General features: G+C 59.4%; 19 protein-coding genes, 2 tRNA genes and 3 rRNA genes. 6 read left to right on the top strand and 18 right to left on the bottom strand.

The annotated features are described in order from the left end of the window. Positions 1-100: 100 nt before the first annotated feature. From infA to FAZ98_RS27505, 5 genes are all read right to left on the bottom strand, one after another. Positions 101-367 (bottom strand): translation initiation factor IF-1, encoded by a 267-nt coding sequence (infA, locus tag FAZ98_RS27525; RefSeq protein WP_158955987.1) that lies wholly within the window; start codon positions 365-367, stop codon positions 101-103. Between the two features lie 363 nt (positions 368-730). Continuing rightward, on the bottom strand, positions 731-934 hold the full coding sequence (locus FAZ98_RS27520; RefSeq protein WP_065064791.1) for a cold-shock protein: 204 nt from the start codon (positions 932-934) through the stop codon (positions 731-733). A 349-nt stretch (positions 935-1,283) separates the two neighbouring features. Further along, entirely contained in the window at positions 1,284-1,898 is a 615-nt protein-coding gene (locus FAZ98_RS27515; protein ID WP_158955985.1) for a hypothetical protein, read from the bottom strand. 46 nt (positions 1,899-1,944) lie between these two features. Beyond that, on the bottom strand, positions 1,945-2,730 hold the full coding sequence (locus FAZ98_RS27510) for a molybdopterin-dependent oxidoreductase (RefSeq protein WP_158955983.1): 786 nt from the start codon (positions 2,728-2,730) through the stop codon (positions 1,945-1,947). 5 nt (positions 2,731-2,735) lie between these two features. Continuing rightward, entirely contained in the window at positions 2,736-3,329 is a 594-nt protein-coding gene (locus tag FAZ98_RS27505) for a cytochrome b/b6 domain-containing protein (protein ID WP_158955981.1), read from the bottom strand. Between the two features lie 404 nt (positions 3,330-3,733). On the opposite strand from FAZ98_RS27505, the gene FAZ98_RS27500 reads away from it, so the two are divergent. Together FAZ98_RS27500 and FAZ98_RS27495 are read left to right on the top strand one after the other, a co-directional pair. Then, a complete protein-coding gene (locus FAZ98_RS27500; RefSeq protein WP_158955979.1) occupies positions 3,734-4,732 on the top strand; it encodes a zinc ribbon domain-containing protein in 999 nt (332 codons plus the stop codon). Positions 4,733-4,805: 73 nt separating this feature from the next. After that, on the top strand, positions 4,806-5,906 hold the full coding sequence (locus FAZ98_RS27495) for a TAXI family TRAP transporter solute-binding subunit (protein WP_158955977.1): 1,101 nt from the start codon (positions 4,806-4,808) through the stop codon (positions 5,904-5,906). A 30-nt stretch (positions 5,907-5,936) separates the two neighbouring features. Here FAZ98_RS27495 and FAZ98_RS27490 read toward each other — a convergent pair whose 3' ends face one another. From FAZ98_RS27490 to FAZ98_RS27445, 10 genes are all read right to left on the bottom strand, one after another. Continuing rightward, a complete protein-coding gene (locus tag FAZ98_RS27490) occupies positions 5,937-6,158 on the bottom strand; it encodes a hypothetical protein (RefSeq protein ID WP_158955975.1) in 222 nt (73 codons plus the stop codon). A gap of 124 nt (positions 6,159-6,282) precedes the next feature. Continuing rightward, positions 6,283-7,161 (bottom strand): PilZ domain-containing protein, encoded by an 879-nt coding sequence (locus FAZ98_RS27485; RefSeq protein WP_158955973.1) that lies wholly within the window; start codon positions 7,159-7,161, stop codon positions 6,283-6,285. A 334-nt stretch (positions 7,162-7,495) separates the two neighbouring features. Beyond that, entirely contained in the window at positions 7,496-7,624 is a 129-nt protein-coding gene (locus FAZ98_RS27480; RefSeq protein WP_158955971.1) for a CBS domain-containing protein, read from the bottom strand. 91 nt (positions 7,625-7,715) lie between these two features. After that, positions 7,716-8,753: a zinc-dependent alcohol dehydrogenase family protein gene (locus FAZ98_RS27475; RefSeq protein WP_158955969.1), complete on the bottom strand. Its 1,038-nt coding sequence runs from the start codon at positions 8,751-8,753 to the stop codon at positions 7,716-7,718. 398 nt (positions 8,754-9,151) lie between these two features. Then, positions 9,152-9,265: ribosomal RNA gene (rrf, locus tag FAZ98_RS27470) — 5S ribosomal RNA — on the bottom strand. Positions 9,266-9,465: 200 nt separating this feature from the next. After that, a 23S ribosomal RNA gene (locus FAZ98_RS27465) occupies positions 9,466-12,335 on the bottom strand. A gap of 307 nt (positions 12,336-12,642) precedes the next feature. Next, positions 12,643-12,718 (bottom strand) — tRNA-Ala (locus tag FAZ98_RS27460). A gap of 94 nt (positions 12,719-12,812) precedes the next feature. Next, positions 12,813-12,888, bottom strand: a tRNA-Ile gene (locus FAZ98_RS27455). Between the two features lie 66 nt (positions 12,889-12,954). Continuing rightward, positions 12,955-14,484: ribosomal RNA gene (locus tag FAZ98_RS27450) — 16S ribosomal RNA — on the bottom strand. Together the 16S, 23S and 5S rRNA genes with 2 tRNA genes alongside form the textbook arrangement of a ribosomal RNA operon. A 478-nt stretch (positions 14,485-14,962) precedes the next feature. Next, on the bottom strand, positions 14,963-15,874 hold the full coding sequence (locus tag FAZ98_RS27445) for an AraC family transcriptional regulator (RefSeq protein WP_199272424.1): 912 nt from the start codon (positions 15,872-15,874) through the stop codon (positions 14,963-14,965). Between the two features lie 154 nt (positions 15,875-16,028). Here FAZ98_RS27445 and FAZ98_RS27440 point away from each other — a divergent pair, with 154 nt between their 5' ends. Then, complete coding sequence (locus FAZ98_RS27440; protein ID WP_158955965.1) at positions 16,029-16,862, top strand: oxidoreductase; 834 nt, start codon at positions 16,029-16,031, stop codon at positions 16,860-16,862. Positions 16,863-16,916: 54 nt separating this feature from the next. On the opposite strand, the gene FAZ98_RS27435 is transcribed toward FAZ98_RS27440, so the two are convergent. After that, a complete protein-coding gene (locus FAZ98_RS27435) occupies positions 16,917-17,240 on the bottom strand; it encodes a winged helix-turn-helix transcriptional regulator (RefSeq protein ID WP_158955962.1) in 324 nt (107 codons plus the stop codon). On the opposite strand from FAZ98_RS27435, the gene FAZ98_RS36110 reads away from it, so the two are divergent. Further along, positions 17,224-17,541, top strand: a complete 318-nt coding sequence (locus tag FAZ98_RS36110) for a zinc-binding dehydrogenase (protein WP_199272423.1) — start codon at positions 17,224-17,226, stop codon at positions 17,539-17,541. The two genes, FAZ98_RS27435 and FAZ98_RS36110, sit on opposite strands and share 17 nt — an antisense overlap. Positions 17,542-17,639: 98 nt before the next feature. Next, positions 17,640-18,872 (top strand): MFS transporter, encoded by a 1,233-nt coding sequence (locus tag FAZ98_RS27425; RefSeq protein ID WP_233272863.1) that lies wholly within the window; start codon positions 17,640-17,642, stop codon positions 18,870-18,872. Positions 18,873-19,000: 128 nt separating this feature from the next. Here the strand turns inward: FAZ98_RS27425 and FAZ98_RS35755 are convergent, their stop codons facing one another. Continuing rightward, entirely contained in the window at positions 19,001-19,213 is a 213-nt protein-coding gene (locus FAZ98_RS35755; protein WP_233272862.1) for a hypothetical protein, read from the bottom strand. Positions 19,214-19,534: 321 nt separating this feature from the next. On the opposite strand from FAZ98_RS35755, the gene FAZ98_RS27420 reads away from it, so the two are divergent. Then, positions 19,535-20,281, top strand: coding sequence for an AraC family transcriptional regulator (locus tag FAZ98_RS27420; protein ID WP_158955958.1), 747 nt, complete (start codon positions 19,535-19,537; stop codon positions 20,279-20,281). Between the two features lie 72 nt (positions 20,282-20,353). On the opposite strand, the gene FAZ98_RS27415 is transcribed toward FAZ98_RS27420, so the two are convergent. Then, positions 20,354-20,548: a hypothetical protein gene (locus FAZ98_RS27415; RefSeq protein WP_158955956.1), complete on the bottom strand. Its 195-nt coding sequence runs from the start codon at positions 20,546-20,548 to the stop codon at positions 20,354-20,356. Between the last annotated feature and the right edge of the window lie 31 nt (positions 20,549-20,579).

The following is a 20,579-nucleotide window of genomic DNA, read 5'->3' as shown; positions in this document are numbered from 1 at the left end:
GTGCGTGCCGAACGGCACACACCGCGAAACGGCTCGCCGATCTTCGCGAAGCCGTTACGCTGATGCGAGCAGCCGTTACGCCGTTACCGGCGACACGGGCTTAGCGGCGGCGCATCGGGGCGCGCGTCTGACCGACCGGGGCGCGCTCGTCCTTGTGACGGAAGTTGATGCGGCCTTTCGACAGATCGTAGACCGAGAGTTCGAGCGTGACGCGGTCGCCAGCCAGAATGCGGATGTGGTTCTTGCGCATGCGGCCCGACGCGTACGCGTTCACGACCACGCCGTTTTCGAGCGTCACGCGATATTTGCTGTCCGGCAGCACTTCGTCGACGACGCCGTCGAGTTCAAGCAGTTCTTCTTTTGCCAAATCGATTCCTCCAGTGCGCGTAGTGCCGCTTCATAGAGAGGCGTCAGCAAGTCCTGCTAGCTGGTGCAACCACGCTGGTGATGTTGATGGTGCTATTTGACCGGCGCATGTCGATGCGCTGGCGAGAGACGGGCGAAACGCACCCGCGATGATCGAACCGGTTCCAGACGGTTGATCGGCTCGTGCTGCCACCGACGAACCGCGCGAACGCGGGACCATTGAATGACGCCACGCCCTCAATCAGCAGGCGCAACGACCATGAACGCAGGGAAAAACAGCGGACACGCGTGGCACGAACATGCCACGGTTCAAGGCAAAAGAATAACGCCGCCCCAATGGACGGCGTTATTCCCTTCAAATCACTTACAGCGGGGTGATGTTCGAAGCTTGCAGACCCTTCGGGCCGCGCTTCGTTTCGTAGCTGACCTTCTGGCCTTCAGCCAGCGTCTTGAAGCCCGTGCCGCGCACTTCCGAGAAGTGGGCGAACAGGTCGTCACCGCCCTTGTCCGGGGTAATGAAGCCAAAGCCCTTGCTATCGTTAAACCACTTGACAGTACCGGTTTCCATTAGGTGTTCCTTAAACAAACAAAAATATCTGCCCCAAACAGGGCAAGATGAAAAATTAAGCTGGAGAGGTCAACGACAGCTGCGAATTGCAGCCAAAAGATGAGCAGTCGAGCGTGCTGTAATAGCTGGCTTAGGACACTACGCGTAGTGACGCGCTGCGTCAAGAGGTTCTTTGATATCGGGTCGGATGACTATTCGCCGGCCCGTGCCGAATCGCTGCGGAACGGCCGCGGGGCGGAAGCTCGTCGGGATCAATCCAGGAGAACCATTATACCTGTTGCGCGTCGGCCACGATTCTGGGCGACGCACAGCGAGCGAAAGGCGCGCCTCGCGCGGCGCGCCATCGGCATTACATCGGCGGCACAACGCCGTTCTTTTCGACCACGACGCGCTGCGCCGTGTAAGCGCCCTGCGCGGCCTTCGCGGCCACCACGAACACCTGCTTGCCCGGCACGAGGTCGGTGCGCGCGGCCGGCGTGAACGTCACGATGGGCACGTTCGGCGGCACCGTTACTTCATTGCTGCCACCCTTGTACGAGAGCTTGAGATTGCGGCCATCCGTGCCCTGCACGACCGTGTCCACATTCGCGTTCGTCATCGTGCTGTTCGGACCCAGGTCCCACGCGTAGTGGCCCTCGCCGGTACCGCGCGCGGATTCGGGGAACACCACCACTTCGGTCGCGGTGAGCTTGCCGTCCGTGCCCGTCGTGGCTGCCGTGCCCACGAACGAGCCCGGCTTGATGTCCGACAGTTGCATCGACTTCACGGCCGCCACCGGCGTGTTCGCGCCGAGGTCGATCGACACCGTGTCGCCGCTGCGGCGGTGCACCTTCAGCGTGTTGCCGTCGAGCGAGACGATGTCGCCGCGAATGCGCGAGGGCTTGGCATTGGGCGTTTGTGCCATGGCAGCGCTCGCGAGCGCCATGGCGGCCAGGGTGACGCCGAGTTTCAGTCGAATGGACATGGATGCTCCGTTGAGTGAGTTGAACTGGAAAAAAACCGGATGCACTTCAGGAACCGCCGAACCAGTTGTAGCCCTGGTTCTCCCAATAACCACCGGGATACGTGTTCGTCACCGAAATAGCGACGATATGTTTCGGATTTTTGTAGCCGAGCTTGGTCGGCATGCGCAGCTTCATCGGGAAGCCGTACTTGGGCGGCAAGACGTCGCCGTCGTAGGTGAGCGTGAGCAGCGTCTGCGCGTGCAGCGCCGTGGGCATGTCAATGCTGGTCCAGTAGTTGTCGGCGCAATGCAGCGAAACGTATTTCGCGCTCGTATCGGCGCCCGCGCGGCGCAGGAAGTCGGAGAAACGCACGCCGCCCCAATGCCCGATCGCGCTCCAGCCTTCAATGCAGATATGCCGCGTGATCTGGCTTTCCTGCGGCAGCGCGCGCAATTCGTCGAGCGTCCACGTCTGCTTGCCCTTCGCGAGCCCGCTCACCTGCAGCTTGTAGGTCGCGGCGTCCACTTCGGGCACATCGTCGATGTCGTAGAACGCATTGAACGGAAACGGCCGCGTGATCATCGACTCGGGATAGGTGGGCGCCATCTCGTTCGGATCGAATAGCAGCCCTTGCACGCGATCGTTGAAAAACGAAATCTGCCGCAAAGCCGAATCGACCGATTTATCGTTCGACAGATCGCAGCCCGACAGCATCGCGATGCCGCCGAGCGTGAGAAGCCGTTTGCCGAGCAGACGGCGCGCGGGATTCTTCAATTCGCGCTGTGCGTCCTTGATGATCGAATCGCCATGCGTGAGCAGAAAATCACTGGGCTTCTTCTTGAACAGACTCATGTCGATTACCGTCCGCGAATCATGAGGAGCAGCGAGCGCGGCACGAGCGCGACCATGACGACGTGCACGACGAAGAACGCCACGAGCACGCTCATGGCAAAGAAGTGCACGACGCGCGCGTTGTCGTAACCGCCCATCAGCGTGCGCAACAAAGGAAATTGCACCGATTTCCAGACCGCGAGCCCAGAGAGAATCACAAGGGCGATGTCGACGATGACAACGAGGTACGCGAACTTTTGCACCGCGTTGTAGCGCGAGAGATCGTCGTGACCGAGCTTGCCGCGCAGCGCGGCGACGAGATCGCGCGCCACGGCCGCGGGACTCACGGGCAGAAACTTTCGCCACAGGCGTCGGGAGACGATATTCAGCGCGAGATAGACGAGAAAGTTCGCGACCAGCAGCCACATGAACGCGAAGTGCCATTGCAGCGCGCCGCCAAGCCATCCGCCCAGTGTGATCGACGCGGGAAACTGGATGCGCGGAAAAATGGGCGAGGCATCGTAAATCTGCCATCCGCTCATCACCATCATCACCACCGCAAGCGCATTGATCCAGTGCGTGATACGTACCCAAACAGGTTGAATGGTCGTTCGACTCATTTCCAGGCTCGCCGATGAAAGAGTGCCGACGGCAATTGGCAATTGCCGTGATAGCCCGCAAACAACGTAAGCGAGCGTTTATTCCAGAACGGTTGAATAAATTTCGGCGAATCAGGGTTTACGCGGGATCGTCAGCGCCCGCAGCGCGAAACACGCATGGGCTGCAAAAACGGCCGCGATCCGCTCATGCGGGCGCACGATGCGGCTGCGCTTATGTGCGGTAGGTAACAACGGCGATTGACGCGCCGTTGGAAAGTACCCATATTTTCTTCCAGCGGCTGCGTTCGGTCTGGCCCGGCCGCTTTCCTGCGCATGTCGATCGTGAGTTCCGCGAGTCTTAGCCGACCGCTTCAACAACGATCCCTGAGCATGTCGAAATGGCATCGCCATCACGGTGGGTCAACATGTCCGCTCAGACTATTCGTGACCAGAGTTTCCCCGCCGCCTGCAAGCGCTGTGGCGGCGTGCTCTATCAGGTCGTCGACTTCTGCCCGTACTGCGGCACGAATCGACCGCTCGAAACGGTAGCGCTCGACCCGCACGCGAAAATCGCGCTGGGTCCGCTCGGGCCCACGCCGCCGCCTTCGCCCGCGGCCACGAAACCCGCGGCGCACCGCATGCCCGACCCCGACCACCCTTCGGTGCAACCGGACTTCCAGCACGGGCCGTACGACGCCGGTGCGCAGACATGGCCCACGGGCCGGCGCATCTACACGAAGGGCATCTTGCTGGTGGCGTTCGTGCTCGCGATCGCCGTGGCCGCGCATCTGCTGATCGGCGGCAACGGCGGCCCGGACGACCGAGCGCATTCGACCGGCGGCGCCATCTCGGCTTTTCTGGGCCGCCATCAGCCCGACACGCCCCCGGCTGCGACCGATACGGCCGCGAAATCCGCCACGCCGGCGTTTACCGACGTGCCCAGCAGCTTGCGCGCCGCGCGGGCGAGCCTCGCCGAAAACAATCTCGCCGGCGCCATTGCCGCCAACAATGCCGCGCTCGCGCACGAAGCCGACAACGACGACGCGCACGCCATCCAGCGCGACATCGCCGCCCGCACGCAACGGCGCGACACCGCGCTGCGAAATGCGGATCAATGCGCCACGCAGCATGCGTGGGCGTGCGTGCAGCAACAAGCGTCGGATGCGCTCGCAATCGATTCGAGCAGCGCGCAGGCGCAGTCCTTGATGGAGCGCGCGATTTTGCAGACGGGATGGACGCCGCTGGCCGCGCAGAAGCCGGGCACGGCTCCGACTGCGCCGAGCGGTGCCGCGCCAGCGGTCGTCGCGACCCGCGCCGCTCCCGGCACGGCCGGTCCGGCCAGCGGTGACAACAGCGTCGAGGCCCAGCAGCGCGCGATCGTGCAGTCAGGGTGGCGGAACGCGCCCGCGCAACCCGCGCATTGATCAGGAATCCAGAGAATCGCGAAGCTGCACATTGAAGCCTGCCGCACATCCCATCCAAAGCGGGAGAGAGACCATGCTGAAAACGATACTGGCGGGATTGACGGGATTAATCGCCCTGCTCTTCACGACGCTCGCAGTTGCCGACGACGCGCACTACAAGATCACCACCGGCCCCGAACGCGGTACCTATATCCAGATCGGGCAAGACCTGTCGAAGTGGGTCGCGCAACCGGCCGGCATCGCGCTCGACGTGCTGCCCTCCAAAGGCTCGGCGGAAAACGTCCAGCGCATGCGCTACGAACCCGGCGTGAAGCTCGCGCTCGTGCAGTCGGACGTCTACCAGGCCTATGTGGACATGGCCAATTCCGGCAACGCGGATGCCGGCACGACGATTCGCCCGCTACGGCTCATCATGCCGCTTTACGACGAGGAAATTTATTTCGTCGTACGGAATGATTCGCCGATGAAAACGATCAACGAGATCAAGGACAAAACGATCAGCGTGGGCTTGATCGGCAGCGGCACGGCGCAATCGGCCACGACGCTCTATCGCCTGATGTTCAATCAGCCGATTCCCGAACAGAACGCGCAGCATCTCAGCAACGAAGACGCGCTCGCGGCGCTCATCGTCAAGAAGATCGACGTGGCGATTATCGTCGCCGGGCAGCCCGCGAAGCTGTTCACCGACATGAATCCCGACCTGCTGCGGCAGATCCGCTTTCTGCGCGTCGATCCGAATGCGCCCGAAACCGCGCGCGCGAAACAGACTTACTTCCCGGCAACGATCCGCGTCTCGAGCTATCCGAACTGGTTGAAGGAAGACGTGCCCACCTGGACGGTCAAGGCGTTTCTCGTGACCTATGACTACAACTTGCGCGACACAGTGGGCAATTTGAATCGCTTCGCCGACTCGCTGTGCACGAACTTCGACAATCTGCAGGAACACGGTCACCCGAAATGGAAACAGGTCAAGCTCGATCTGCCCGCGCTCGGTAAGGGGTGGAAGTACTATCCGCCGGTTGAACGGCATCTCAGGGCGTGCATGGCCCAGCGCACGGCAATGCGGGCCAACGGCGGCACTGCCGCGCCTCAAGCTGCCGCGGCCAACACGCAAAAGGTCACGGGAAGGCCGTGTTCGGATCAGGAGCGCCTGCTGCTGCTGTGCGGCAAGTGAGCGAACTCACTGGCGTTGCGCGGGCATGGACTAGTTCTTGATGAAGATGCGCTGGGACTTGTCGGTTTCGAACTGAAACTCGTCGAGGCGCCCGGCGCGGATGTCGAGCAGCAAGCGGCCCAGCGCGTCCACCCGCCCGGATATCTCGCCCACCGACCGGAACAGCGTGGCGGAACGATTGCCGGACGCGGCGTCGTACGCTTCGAGCACGAGGCGAATCGCGTCTTCGCGCGACATGAAAATACGATTCATCCGACCTCCTTGCCCTTTGCTGGCTCATTCGCCACGCACCTTAGCATGGCCAATCAGGCAGCCGCTGCGTCCCGCTTTGCGATGACTTGCCAATAATCAGTCGAATGGCGATGAAGGTGGCGCGTTACAGCATCGACAGCTTGTCGAACACGAAGTCCTTGATGTCGTGACGCACCTCTTCGCTCATACGAACGAATTCGAGGCCGTAGAAAAAGCCCACATCGCGTTCGCGCCGGTTTCGCACTTCCACCGTGACCAGCACCGGCCGGAGATGATTGCCGACGGGCAGATTCATCACGAGACGCGCGTTCTGTCCCACGCTCAGGCAGTCGACGTCCGACGACACCCCCGCGCCAACGAGGCTCATATTGGACACGGTGACATCGACCGCGGCGCGCAAATAGTCACCCGATTGCACCTTCGCTGGAAACGACGTGACGATGCGTCGGTAGCGGCGCACCGTCGAATGCGCGAGATTCTCCGGGTAGGTCAGAAAGAAACAACCGAACGGGCCCTCGCCGCCATCGGTGAGCCGTGTCGAAAACGAAGAAAGATGACAGCCCGCGAGCAGTTTGGCGTCGTAGTCGTTGAACGGATCGAGCGCGAGTTTGGTCTCGGGATTCAGGCCTTTTACGATGATGGCCTCTTCGCGCACCACGCCCACCAGTTCAACCTGAATCGTGCCCGAGCCGCCTGCGGGCGTGAGGTGAAAAAAATCCACGCGGCGCGCGAGATCGGGCAACGAGATTACGCCGGACGGCTTTGCCGTTCCCGCAACCGCTACCGGATCTTGGGACGCTGCGGCGCTGGCGAGCAAGGCGCCATTACCCTCCAGTGAGCTGGGCAGCCTGCGGTGCCCGAGGTCGTAAAGCCGGCCCAGCAAGCTTTCCGATGCAACGACCTGCCCTTCCTGAAGCAACAACTTTCCGTCTGCTGCGTAGATCGGAAACGGAATGGGACTATCCGACTCGATATCCCCGGGTTGAAGCTTGACTAAAGACATAGAGGCTCACAGGAAAGGCGATCACTTCAGGGGCTCGCCGGCAGGCCGGCATTCGTCGTCATGCACTACATGTATGCAAATAAATCATGCACCTTGCATATCGGCTAAGTATGAAGAATCTTTATCGCCATTCGCGCAACAGTTTTTTGATGCACCGTAGATCTATTCGTCAACAAAGGGCAATAAAAAAGACATGTAAGTCTTTATGAATTCGGCATGACGAATATGACACCAGGCAAATAAAAACGGCCGCATCTCATTCTTTGAGAAAGCGGCCTGTTAATAGCGTTCAGGTAGCGCGCCGTGATTGGCACGTCACCAAACTCACTCCGTGTCACATCTGCGCAAAGATCACCGGGTAACCGCTAATGTGATGTTCGGCGAGCAGCGTTGCCGCTTCGAATACCGACGTATCAGGACGCGTGCTGATGACTTCGGTGGTCATGATGTCCGATGCTTGCATGAGTTTCTCCATGGGTGTGCCGGCGTCCGCGGGCGCTTCCGTTCGCGAGCGGCCGGCCGTGTTGCCGAGGCCTCGATCGATCGTGCCCGGGTCACATTTCGATGAGGACCTTGAGCGTTTGCGTACTCGAAGCCTGCGAGAACGTCTCGTACGCTTCGAGTACGTCTTCGAACGCGAAGCGGTGCGTGATCAGACGGCCCGGATCGACGCGACCTGCGCAGACCGTTTTGAGTAGCATGGGCGTACTGACTGTATCGACGAGACGTGTTGTGATGGTCACGTTGCGGTCCCAGAGCTTGTCGAGAAAGAGCGATGCTGGCGCCCCGTGCACACCAACGTTCGCGATCGTGCCGCCGGGCGCCACGAGTTGCTGGCACAGCTCGAACGTCGCCGGTACGCCCACCGCTTCGATGGCGCAATCTACGCCGACGCCATCGGTCAATTCCATAACCGACTCTCGCGGATCGGATACGCGCGAATCGACGCATGCCGTCGCGCCGAAACGCTTCGCGCATTCGAGCCGGTTCGCATCGAGATCGATCATGATGATTTGCGCGGGCGAGTAGAACTGCGCGGTCAGCAGCGCCGCAAGCCCGATCGGCCCCGAACCGACGATGGCGACTGTGCTGCCCGGTTCGACCTTGCCGTTGAGCACACCGCATTCGAAGCCCGTGGGCAGGATGTCGGAGAGCATGACGAGCGCCGCTTCGTCGTGGCCTTCGGGAAGCCGGTAGAGGCTCGTTTGCGCATGGGGAATGCGAACGTATTCGGCCTGCGTGCCGTCAATGCGATTGCCGAGTATCCAGCCACCGGTTTGACAGTGCGAATACATGCCACGCCGGCAGTAATGGCATTGTCTGCAGCTAGAAATGCATGAGATCAGCACGCGATCGCCGGGCTTCAGCGTGCTCACGCCATTTGCCACTTCGTGAATCACGCCTACGCCTTCGTGACCGAGGATGCGTCCGGACGTGCAGCTCGGCACGTCGCCTTTGATGATGTGTAGATCCGTACCGCAGATCGTGGTCTTCGTGAGTCTGACGATCGCGTCGCCCGCATCCTGCAGTTGAGGCATGGGGCGCGTTTCGACCGTAATGCGACCCGGACCGTGATAAACCAGTGCTTTCATGCGTCCTCCCAGCGTTCCCGGAAATGAGTCGGCACGGCGTGCGACCTTCGAGAGCACGCGGGCCACCTCGTTCATGATGGGCGGCGCGGGCCAATATGGGCTGATTTATGTCAAGTGACGCAGGATCGAATGGGGGGCGTGCGATGCGGCACGTTGACTCAGAAGGCGGTACGCCGGGAGTGAAACGCTGAGTGAGCGCGATTCAAACGTAATGGCAGTGCGGTGAGGTATTTGAATTCAGTGCGATTTATCTGCGCGGAAAGAATTGGCGTGTGAATACAAAAAGCCGCCTCACCGGCGGCTTTTTTGTCTGGCGTGCGGCTGTTTCTGCACGCGTAAACGCCGAAACCCCGGCACTCTTTCGGAGTTACCGGGGTTTCGACTTTACAGCATGAGGAGCCTGACGATTACCTACTTTCACACGGGCAATCCGCACTATCATCGGCGTGGAGTTGTTTCACGGTCCTGTTCGGGATGGGAAGGGGTGGGACCAACTCGCTATGGTCATCAGGCATGACGGGTTGCTGCGTCGCATTTCTGCGCCACAGCCAATCGGGAAGAAGCGTAAAGAGGTGCTGCTGAATTGGGGTTGTGTTGTTTCAGGCACAACAACGATCTCAACCGTATGTGTTCTCCAAGATCCTGCACCTTGTGCAGGATGGGGCACCCTTTCGTGCTGACGCACTGGCGGCTGCCGACACACACCTGTTATAGGATCAAGCCTTACGGGCAATTAGTATCAGTTAGCTTAACGCATTACTGCGCTTCCACACCTGACCTATCAACGTCCTGGTCTCGAACGACCCTTCAAGGGGATCTAGTCCCCGGGGAAGTCTCATCTTGAGGCGAGTTTCCCGCTTAGATGCTTTCAGCGGTTATCTCTTCCGAACATAGCTACCCGGCGATGCCACTGGCGTGACAACCGGTACACCAGAGGTTCGTCCACTCCGGTCCTCTCGTACTAGGAGCAGGCCCCCTCAAACTTCCAGCGCCCACGGCGAATAGGGACCAAACTGTCTCACGACGTTTTAAACCCAGCTCACGTACCTCTTTAAATGGCGAACAGCCATACCCTTGGGACCGGCTACAGCCCCAGGATGAGATGAGCCGACATCGAGGTGCCAAACACCGCCGTCGATATGAACTCTTGGGCGGTATCAGCCTGTTATCCCCAGAGTACCTTTTATCCGTTGAGCGATGGCCCTTCCATACAGAACCACCGGATCACTATGACCTGCTTTCGCACCTGTTCGACTTGTGGGTCTCACAGTCAAGCACGCTTATGCCATTGCACTATCAGCACGATTTCCGACCGTACCTAGCGTACCTTCGTACTCCTCCGTTACCCTTTGGGAGGAGACCGCCCCAGTCAAACTGCCTACCATGCACTGTCCCCGACCCGGATCACGGGCCAAGGTTAGAACCTCAAACAGATCAGGGTGGTATTTCAAGGACGGCTCCATGCAGACTGGCGTCCACACTTCACAGCCTCCCACCTATCCTACACAAACCGGTTCAAAGTCCAATGCAAAGCTACAGTAAAGGTTCATGGGGTCTTTCCGTCTAGCCGCGGGGAGATTGCATCATCACAAACACTTCAACTTCGCTGAGTCTCGAGGAGACAGTGTGGCCATCGTTACGCCATTCGTGCAGGTCGGAACTTACCCGACAAGGAATTTCGCTACCTTAGGACCGTTATAGTTACGGCCGCCGTTTACCGGGACTTCAATCAAGAGCTTGCACCCCATCATTTAATCTTCCGGCACCGGGCAGGCGTCACACCCTATACGTCCACTTTCGTGTTTGCAGAGTGCTGTGTTTTTATTAAACAGTCGCAGCCACCAGTTTATTGCAACCCCTTCACCCTCTGCGCGCAGGCGCATCAAGCTACAGGGGCGTACCTTATCCCGAAGTTACGGTACCAATTTGCCGAGTTCCTTCTCCCGAGTTCTCTCAAGCGCCTTAGAATACTCATCTCGCCCACCTGTGTCGGTTTGCGGTACGGTCAATGTGAAACTGAAGCTTAGAGGCTTTTCCTGGAACCCCTTCCGATTGCTTCGCAGCTCGAGGCCGCTCGCGCCACACCCTTGAATTGCGCACCCGGATTTGCCAAAGTGCCTTCTTCGATGCAGCGACCGGGACTTCCAACACCCGGACAACCTTCCGCGATCCGTCCCCCCATCGCATTTCACACTGGTACAGGAATATTGACCTGTTTCCCATCAGCTACGCATTTCTGCCTCGCCTTAGGGGCCGACTCACCCTACGCCGATGAACGTTGCGTAGGAAACCTTGGGCTTACGGCGAGGGGGCCTTTCACCCCCTTTATCGCTACTCATGTCAGCATTCGCACTTCTGATACCTCCAGCGCACTTTCCAATGCACCTTCGCAGGCTTACAGAACGCTCTCCTACCATGCACATAAATGTGCATCCGCAGCTTCGGTATATGGCTTAGCCCCGTTACATCTTCCGCGCAGGACGACTCGATCAGTGAGCTATTACGCTTTCTTTAAAGGGTGGCTGCTTCTAAGCCAACCTCCTGACTGTTTTAGCCTTCCCACTTCGTTTCCCACTTAGCCATATTTGGGGACCTTAGCTGGCGGTCTGGGTTGTTTCCCTCTTGACACCGGACGTTAGCACCCGATGTCTGTCTCCCGTGATTGCACTCTTCGGTATTCGGAGTTTGCTATGGCGAAGTAATCCGCAATGGACCCTTCAACCATGACAGTGCTCTACCCCCGAAGGTGATACACGAGGCACTACCTAAATAGTTTTCGGAGAGAACCAGCTATTTCGGGTTTGTTTAGCCTTTCACCCCTATCCACAGCTCATCCCCTAACTTTTCAACGTTAGTGGGTTCGGTCCTCCAGCACGTGTTACCGTGCCTTCAACACGCCATGGATAGATCACGGTTTCGGGTCTACACCCAGCGACTGGACGCCCTGTTCGGACTCGCTTTCGCTACGCCTGCCCTATTCGGTTAAGCTTGCCACTGAATGTAAGTCGCTGACCCATTATACAAAGGTACGCCGTCACCCTTGCGAGGCTCCGACTGTTTGTATGCATGCGGTTTCAGGATCTATTTCACTCCCCTCCGGGGTTCTTTTCGCCTTTCCCTCACGGTACTGGTTCACTATCGGTCGATCACGAGTATTTAGCCTTGGAGGATGGTCCCCATCTTCAGACAGGATTTCACGTGTCCCGCCCTACTTGTCGCATACCTAGTTCTTCCATTCCGTCTTCGCCTACGGGGCTATCACCCACTATGGCCGCACTTTCCAGAGCGTTTGGCTGACGGTACAGATAAAGAATGCAGGCTGGTCCCATTTCGCTCGCCACTACTTTGGGAATCTCGGTTGATTTCTTTTCCTGCGGCTACTTAGATGTTTCAGTTCGCCGCGTTCGCTTCACATGACCTATGTATTCAGTCATGGATACTCCATACGGAGTGGGTTTCCCCATTCGGATATCGGTGGATCAAAGCTTGTTTGCCAGCTCCCCACCGCTTTTCGCAGGCTACCGCGTCCTTCATCGCCTGTGATCGCCAAGGCATCCACCACATGCACTTGTTCGCTTGACCCTATAACGGGTGTGTCTCTGTGTGATTGCTCACAGCGAGAGTCACGCGTTACAGGTTGAGTATTCGTGTTGCGCCGTATTTCAAGGCGATCTTTCGATCACTTAAAAATACATTGATACAATCACAACCCTGATTCACGTACTCCACACCCATCTCTAAGTGTGTTTCCGATGAATCTCTTTACTACTTCTTCCTGATTGTTAAAGAACGACAGCCGATATGGTTTTACTCACATCGCTCTGACTGGCTCAATCGCCAATGCTTAATACCCGGCTTGTGTTCAAACCGGACACTAGGCATTGAGGATTGGTGGAGGATGACGGGATCGAACCGACGACCCCCTGCTTGCAAAGCAGGTGCTCTCCCAGCTGAGCTAATCCCCCGCTCGTACCATTCAGACCCAGTGGCATGCACACGCCCTGTCCCCTGCGGGGATGGGATGCCCGTAGGTGCTGAAGCACCAACGGTCAATCGACATGGTGGGTCTGGATGGATTCGAACCATCGACCCCGCCTTATCAAGACGGTGCTCTAACCGACTGAGCTACAGACCCCTGAGTCTGTCTTCTTTACAGCCGACAAGTGTGAGCGCTTAAAACGCGGTGAGCAGAAAGCTCTGGAAAGGAGGTGATCCAGCCGCACCTTCCGATACGGCTACCTTGTTACGACTTCACCCCAGTCATGAATCCTGCCGTGGTGACCGTCCTCCTTGCGGTTAGACTAGCCACTTCTGGCAAAACCCACTCCCATGGTGTGACGGGCGGTGTGTACAAGACCGGGAACGTATTCACCGCGGCATGCTGATCCGCGATTACTAGCGATTCCAGCTTCACGCAGTCGAGTTGCAGACTGCGATCCGGACTACGATCGGTTTTCTGGGATTGGCTCCACCTCGCGGCTTGGCAACCCTCTGTTCCGACCATTGTATGACGTGTGAAGCCCTACCCATAAGGGCCATGAGGACTTGACGTCATCCCCACCTTCCTCCGGTTTGTCACCGGCAGTCTCCCTGGAGTGCTCTTGCGTAGCAACTAGGGACAAGGGTTGCGCTCGTTGCGGGACTTAACCCAACATCTCACGACACGAGCTGACGACAGCCATGCAGCACCTGTGTTACGGCTCCCTTTCGGGCACTCCCACCTCTCAGCAGGATTCCGTACATGTCAAGGGTAGGTAAGGTTTTCGCGTTGCATCGAATTAATCCACATCATCCACCGCTTGTGCGGGTCCCCGTCAATTCCTTTGAGTTTTAATCTTGCGACCGTACTCCCCAGGCGGTCAACTTCACGCGTTAGCTACGTTACTAAGGAAATGAATCCCCAACAACCAGTTGACATCGTTTAGGGCGTGGACTACCAGGGTATCTAATCCTGTTTGCTCCCCACGCTTTCGTGCATGAGCGTCAGTATTGGCCCAGGGGGCTGCCTTCGCCATCGGTATTCCTCCACATCTCTACGCATTTCACTGCTACACGTGGAATTCTACCCCCCTCTGCCATACTCCAGCGATGCAGTCACCAATGCAGTTCCCGTGTTAAGCCCGGGGATTTCACATCGGTCTTACATCACCGCCTGCGCACGCTTTACGCCCAGTAATTCCGATTAACGCTTGCACCCTACGTATTACCGCGGCTGCTGGCACGTAGTTAGCCGGTGCTTATTCTTCCGGTACCGTCATCCCACCCGGATATTAGCCAGATGGTTTTCTTTCCGGACAAAAGTGCTTTACAACCCGAAGGCCTTCTTCACACACGCGGCATTGCTGGATCAGGGTTTCCCCCATTGTCCAAAATTCCCCACTGCTGCCTCCCGTAGGAGTCTGGGCCGTGTCTCAGTCCCAGTGTGGCTGGTCGTCCTCTCAGACCAGCTACGGATCGTCGCTTGGTGGGCCTTTACCCCACCAACTAGCTAATCCGCCATCGGCCGCCCCTATAGCGCGAGGCCCGAAGGTCCCCCGCTTTCATCCGTAGATCGTATGCGGTATTAATCCGGCTTTCGCCGGGCTATCCCCCACTACAGGACACGTTCCGATGTATTACTCACCCGTTCGCCACTCGCCACCAGGTGCAAGCACCCGTGCTGCCGTTCGACTTGCATGTGTAAGGCATGCCGCCAGCGTTCAATCTGAGCCAGGATCAAACTCTTCAGTTCAAACCTGTTACTGTTTTTCGGTTCTTTCGAACCGGTCGCTCACTCAAAGCTGACAGGAATCTGAATTGCTTCAAAAACCTGACTTACTTTAGTGTGAGACTCTTGATACTTTTGCTTATCCTGAAGCGTTCCGGAGAACGTTTCAGGCCGCCACCGCATCAAGCGCCCACACTTATCGGCTGTAAATTTTTAAAGATCGATTCGCTGAAAAACCGCGTTAATTCCGCTGTTTTTTTCGCGCTGCATCAAGCAAGGAGGCGAATTATGCAGGCCTCAGAACCACTCGTCAAGCGTATTGGGGAAAATAATTAAAGATTTTTTGGGCGACAAAGAAGAAACCCAAATACATCCGTGACTTACGTGTTCTCGACCCACTTGCCGCTTGCCCCAAATCCAATCCAGAAGCAGCGAAAACCGATTCAGGGTCCGAGTCCAACGCCATCGCCGTACCTCGTCGCGAGCTAACGCGCACCGCTCTTCAATGCGACGACACATACGTTGCATCGGCGAACGCAGCAGGAATCGCGAAACTCTCGCGCATGCGCTTCGTCTCCGCCGCCGGCGTCAAGCCAAACAGCCGCTTGAACTCTCTGCTGAACTGCGAGGGACTCGTGTAACCCACGGCGTGGCTCGCCGCCTCGGCGGTCAAATCCTCACGCACCATCAGCAGTCGCGCCTGATGCAGGCGCGTCGATTTCACGTACTGCATGGGCGACACCTGCGTGATCGTCTTGAAGTGACTATGGAAACTCGGCACGCTCATGCCCGCCGCTTCCGCCAGTTGTGTGACGTCGAGCGACTGTGCGTAGCCCGCGTGTATCAGGCGTAGCGACCGGCCGATGCGCCCGAACTGGCCGCGCATTGCCAACGCCTCACGCAACGAACTGCCCTGCGCGCCCGTTAGCACGCGGAAATACAACTCACGTAACAAACCTTGCCCCAGCACGGAGGCTTCGAGCGGTCGGCTCATCGCTTCGAGAAAGCGCAGCACGGACATCTGCATTGCCTCGTCCATGGGCGTCGACATCATGCTTTGCGGAGCCTGCACACGCTCCTGGCCGCCTTCGCTATCGATTTGCGCCGCCAGTTCCGCCGCGAGCGCGAAATCCAGGTGCAGATACAGCGCGAGCAGCGGTCGCTCCGGCGTGGCGTCGGTTTCCATGCTGAAGGGCACGGGCACGGACACTGCGAGATAGTGACGCTCGTCGTAGAGATACAGCTCGCCGCCGAAATAGCCCCGCTTGCGGCCCTGGCACACGATCACGATGCCCGGGTCGTAGAGCACCGGCGTACGCGCGAGCGCTCGATCCGAGCGCAGGATACGCACGCTCGGCAGTGCGGTGAGGTTGTAGCCCTCGTCGGGTGCCAACGCGCGCAACAACGCAATCATGCGCTTCTGACTACGCGAGGAGGCTTGGGGTTGCGGTTCGGCGATACGCTTGGCGCTCATAGTTTTGTGCAATAAAAATAGCGAAATCTGGCTTATTAAGCCTACATCATCAGACTAGCATGCACTTTTAAACCTTCACTCGGGAGAGGCTTAGATGGCAGCCAGCAAAATCTTGCTCATTACCGGCGTCAGCAGCGGCTTCGGTCGCGCGCTCGCCGAAGAGGCCATGGCGGCGGGTCACACGGTCGTCGGGACGGTGAGAAGCGCGCAGGCCGCGCGCGATTTCGAATCGTTATCGGCCAACCAGGCGCATGCACGCGTGCTCGACGTCACCGACTTCGACGCCATAGACAGCGTGATCGCCGAGATCGAGACGAACGTCGGCCCGATCGACGTACTCGTGAACAACGCGGGCTACGGCCACGAAGGCGTCATGGAGGAATCGACGCTCGCAGAAATGCGCCACCAGTTCGACGTGAACGTGTTCGGCGCGGCCGCGATGATGAAAGCGGTGCTGCCCTTCATGCGCGAGCGCCGTCGCGGCCATATCATCAACATCACGTCGATGGGCGGCCACATCACCATGCCGGGCATCACGTGGTATTGCGGCAGCAAGTTCGCACTCGAAGGCATTTCCGAAGCGCTCGGTAAAGAGGTAGCCTCGTTGGGCATCGCCGTGACCGCCGTGGCGCCGGGATCTTTTCGTACCGACTGGGCCGGCCGCTCGATGGCGCGCACGCCGCGCTCGATCGCCGATTACGACGCCATTTTCGATCCCATTCGGCAGGCGCGCGCCGAGAAAAGCGGCAAGCAACTGGGCGACCCGAAGAAGGCCGCGCGCGCAATGCTCGCGGCGATCGACGCGGAGCAACCGCCAGCGCATCTGTTGCTGGGCAGCGACGCGCTCAAACTCGTGCGCGAGAAGTTGGCGGCGTTCGAAGCCGAGATCAGCGCGTGGGAAACCGTGACCCGTTCGACGGACGGTTAATTCGAGCGAACCGCGCGGCAACGTCAGCGCGGTTCACCCAATCCGCGGCGAGCGTCATGCGGTTTCCTCGGCCCTGGGTCGCAAACCGCGCCGTTCGAGCCAGCCCGTGCCCCACTCGTTGAGTTGCGAAAGGATCGGGCCGATAGTGCGGCCTTCTTCCGTCAACGCGTATTCGACTTTGGGCGGCACGACCGGATAAACCGTGCGGGAAATGAACGCGTCGTCTTCGAGTTCGCGCAATTGCTTGACGAGCAGACGTGGCGTGCAGCCCGGCAATTGCCGGTGCAATTCGTTGAATCGCATCGTGCCGTGGGTGAGCAGGTAATAAAGAATCACACCCTTCCAGCGGCCGTTGATCAGATTGAGCGTCGCGACCATCGCGCACTCGAGCACTTCATCGTATTCACGCCGTTTTGGCACCATCCACTCCAAATTACAAACTCACTACAAAAGCACCCGGGCGAAAGCGCAGCCGCTGCTCGACGCCGGCGCACACCACGTGATCGCCACCGAAGAAGAAGACCTCGCGGCACGCGTAAAAGCCATCACGCACGACAAGGGCGCGCGCGTAGTGTTCGATCCGATCGGCGCTTTTTCATGTCGATTCAAAGCGGCCACTCGATCGCTGCGCGTAAGAATGACTTCCGTCGCACATCGATTCTCTCGCCCGGCGGCTTAACGTAAACTCGTTTTCGTCTTCCAATCATCGGTCGCGCGAGAGTCGCCATGCAGCAAACGCTTTCAAAACCCGCGGCATCCGCCGCATCGTCAAACGCAATGCCCCGCAGCTATGCCGAGCGGAATGGGCAGTACTGGCGGCGCAATCTGATCGTCTGCGTGTTCGGTTCGTTCACGACGCTCGTGAGCCTGAGCATGCTGCTGCCGTTTCTGCCGCTCTATGTGCGCCAGCTCGGCGTGAGCGCGCAGGCCGATGTGATCCAGTGGTCGGGCGTCGCGTTCGGCGCCACCTTCCTCGGCACCGCCGTGACCGCGCCCATCTGGGGGCGCCTCGCCGACCGCTTCGGGCGCAAGCCCATGCTCGTGCGCGCCGCCATCGGCATGGCGATCGTGATGTCGTTGATCGGGCTTGCGCACAACGTCTACGAACTCGTCGCATTGCGCTTGCTCGCCGGACTGATCGGCGGCTACGCGTCGGCGTCGACGGTAATGGTCGGCACCCAGGCGCCGCGCGAGCGGGCGGGCTGGGCGCTCGGCGTGCTCTCCACGGGCGCGCTGGCCGGCAATCTCATCGGCCCGCTCGTGGGTGGCGTGCTGCCCGACTGGCTCGGCATACGCGGCACTTTTTTCGCGGGCGGCGCGATGATCGCGGCTGCGGCCCTGCTCACCATTTTCATCGTCAAGGAAGACTTTAATCCCGCGCTCGACGCACGCCTCGGCAAGCGCGATCGCGCGCAGGCGTCGAGCGGCACGCACGCCGCGCATCGCACCAATCCCGCCGTGGTCGCCGCGTTGCTCGTGACGGCGATGATGGTGCTGCTCGCCAACATGTCGATCGAGCCGATCATCACCGTGTATATCGGCTCGCTCGGCGTGGGCGCGGCGCATCTCGCACGTACCGCGGGCGTCGTGATGGCATGTTCGGCGCTGGGCAGCATGTTGACGGCGGCGCGGCTGGGTGCATGGGCGGACCGCTTCGGCAGCTGGCGCGTGATCGTTGCGTGTCTCGTGCTCACGGGTCTGGCGATGATCCCGCAAGCATTCGTGCATGCGTGGTGGCAACTCGCCGCGCTGCGCGTGCTGATGGGCATGACGCTCGCGGGCCTGCTGCCGTCGATCGGGAAACTCGCACGCCAGTCCGTGGACGAGCGCAGCACGGGCCGCATGCTCGGCTGGCTGCAATCGGCGCAATTTTCGGGGCAGGTCGTGGGCCCGTTGATCGGCGGCGCGATCGGCGTGCATCTCGGGCTGCATGCGGTGTTCTTCGTGACGGGCGCATTGCTGATCGCCTGCGCGGTGCTCGCACAGTGGGCGCACCGGCGCGCGGCCTGATTCAAACGCTTTCTCCGTCCCGTCGATTTTGAACACCGTCAGGTCAGAATCGGAAATATCCGCAAAGAAATCGGCACTACGCGAATCATAAAAACTCACCCGACGAGCACCGATTTCCACAGCCGCATTCAGCGGCTGTGCTTCTTTACTACCCCAATTCCGGCGATCAATACCGCGAAAACCCCGCAATAATTTCCGAATGCGAGATTAAATTTTTGGCAAACGTTTGCCTTCTTGACGCGCCGTTTTTCTTTGACTAATTTGGGCGTGGTAATTGGCCGTACGGTTTGATGGCCTGCATTACCGCCGGTTTCCCCTGTCTGCCGCACGATTTGCCGCATTCTGTTTTTCGTCCGACCTCACGAGCTTTCGCCTCCATGCCGCCTCGACCCACTCTGGCCGGTGACAGTGCGCCGCCCATCGTCGAACCGATTCGCTTCGACGTATCGGCATTACCCAGGCATCAACAGTTTCTCGCCTGGCGTAATCGCGTGGGTCAAGTCATCGACGTATTGCCGACGCTCGAACAAACGCGTAATCCTTTTCACGCGTATTTCGACCGGTATGCGATTGGCGAATATGTTTTTAGCGACTGCTATAGCGACGAAGTCACGCTCAGCCGGTCTATCGCACGCATTTCGCAGGATAATGCGCGCGCTGTCGTGTTTCAGATTTTCCTGGGCGGCGATTCGGGCAGCGTGATTTCGCATTCGTCGAAACGACCAGGCACGCCGCTCGACGCCGGTATCGTGGCCGTCGACATGGATCAGCCCGTGAACGTATTACGGCGCGCCTGCCGGCACATCACGTTCATGGTGCCGGCATCCCACGTGACCCCGGTTTTCGCCGATCCGGGCATCCTGCACGGCCGCGTGCTGGCCTCGGCGTTGCCTGCCGTGCGCCTGATCGTCGCGCGCGCCAACGAGCTATTGAGGACGATTCGCTCGATGCCGACGCCCGAGCGCCTGCGCCATCTCACGTCGCTATTGACGCTGATCCTCGCGGCGTTCGGCGAGGAAGCCGGCTTGAGCGGCAGCCGGAGCGCCCTCGCGCGTGCCGCGATGTTCGACGACGTACGCCGTTTCGTGCGCGCCAATCTCGGCGACAGCACGCTCTCGCCGGAATCGATCATCGATCAACTCGGGCTCTCGCGCCCCACGATTTACCGGCTGTTTCAACACGAAGGCGGTCTCGGCGCGTATCTCCAGGGCCTGCGTTTGCGGGCCGCCGCCGCCGAACTGGTGCGGTATCCGAGCATTCCCATCAAGGACGTGGGCTACGCATTCGGCTTCGGCAGCGCTTCCGCGTTTACGCGTGCGTTTCGCCGCTCGTTCGATCTCGCGCCGCAAGACCTGCGTCAGGGCGAGACGCCCGCTGCGCGACTCGATCGCTCCGACTGGGTCGAGTAGGACCGGCATCGGCTATAACGCCGCGCATGAAAGCCGCGCATTAACGTGGCGATTCCGCGCCGTTCCGCGCGATCACCAACGCGGATCGTTCAACTGGCACGTGAGCAGACAGCCGAGCGCCGAGACGGTGCCCACCGTGCCGATGCCAAGCCCGAGTGCGATGTTTTGCGCGGTCGTCGCGCAGCCCTGCAATAGCGAAGTCGAGGCGAGCAGCAGCGAAATCAGCACGCACGCGAAAGGTCGCGAAGCGGTACGTCGTTGTGACATGGTGTGGCGTGTCCTTGCAAATTGCACTTCC

The organism is Paraburkholderia acidisoli (genome assembly GCF_009789675.1).
GTDB classification, from domain to species: Bacteria; Pseudomonadota; Gammaproteobacteria; order Burkholderiales; family Burkholderiaceae; genus Paraburkholderia; species Paraburkholderia acidisoli.
This window is presented reverse-complemented; position numbering and strand designations above follow the sequence as displayed.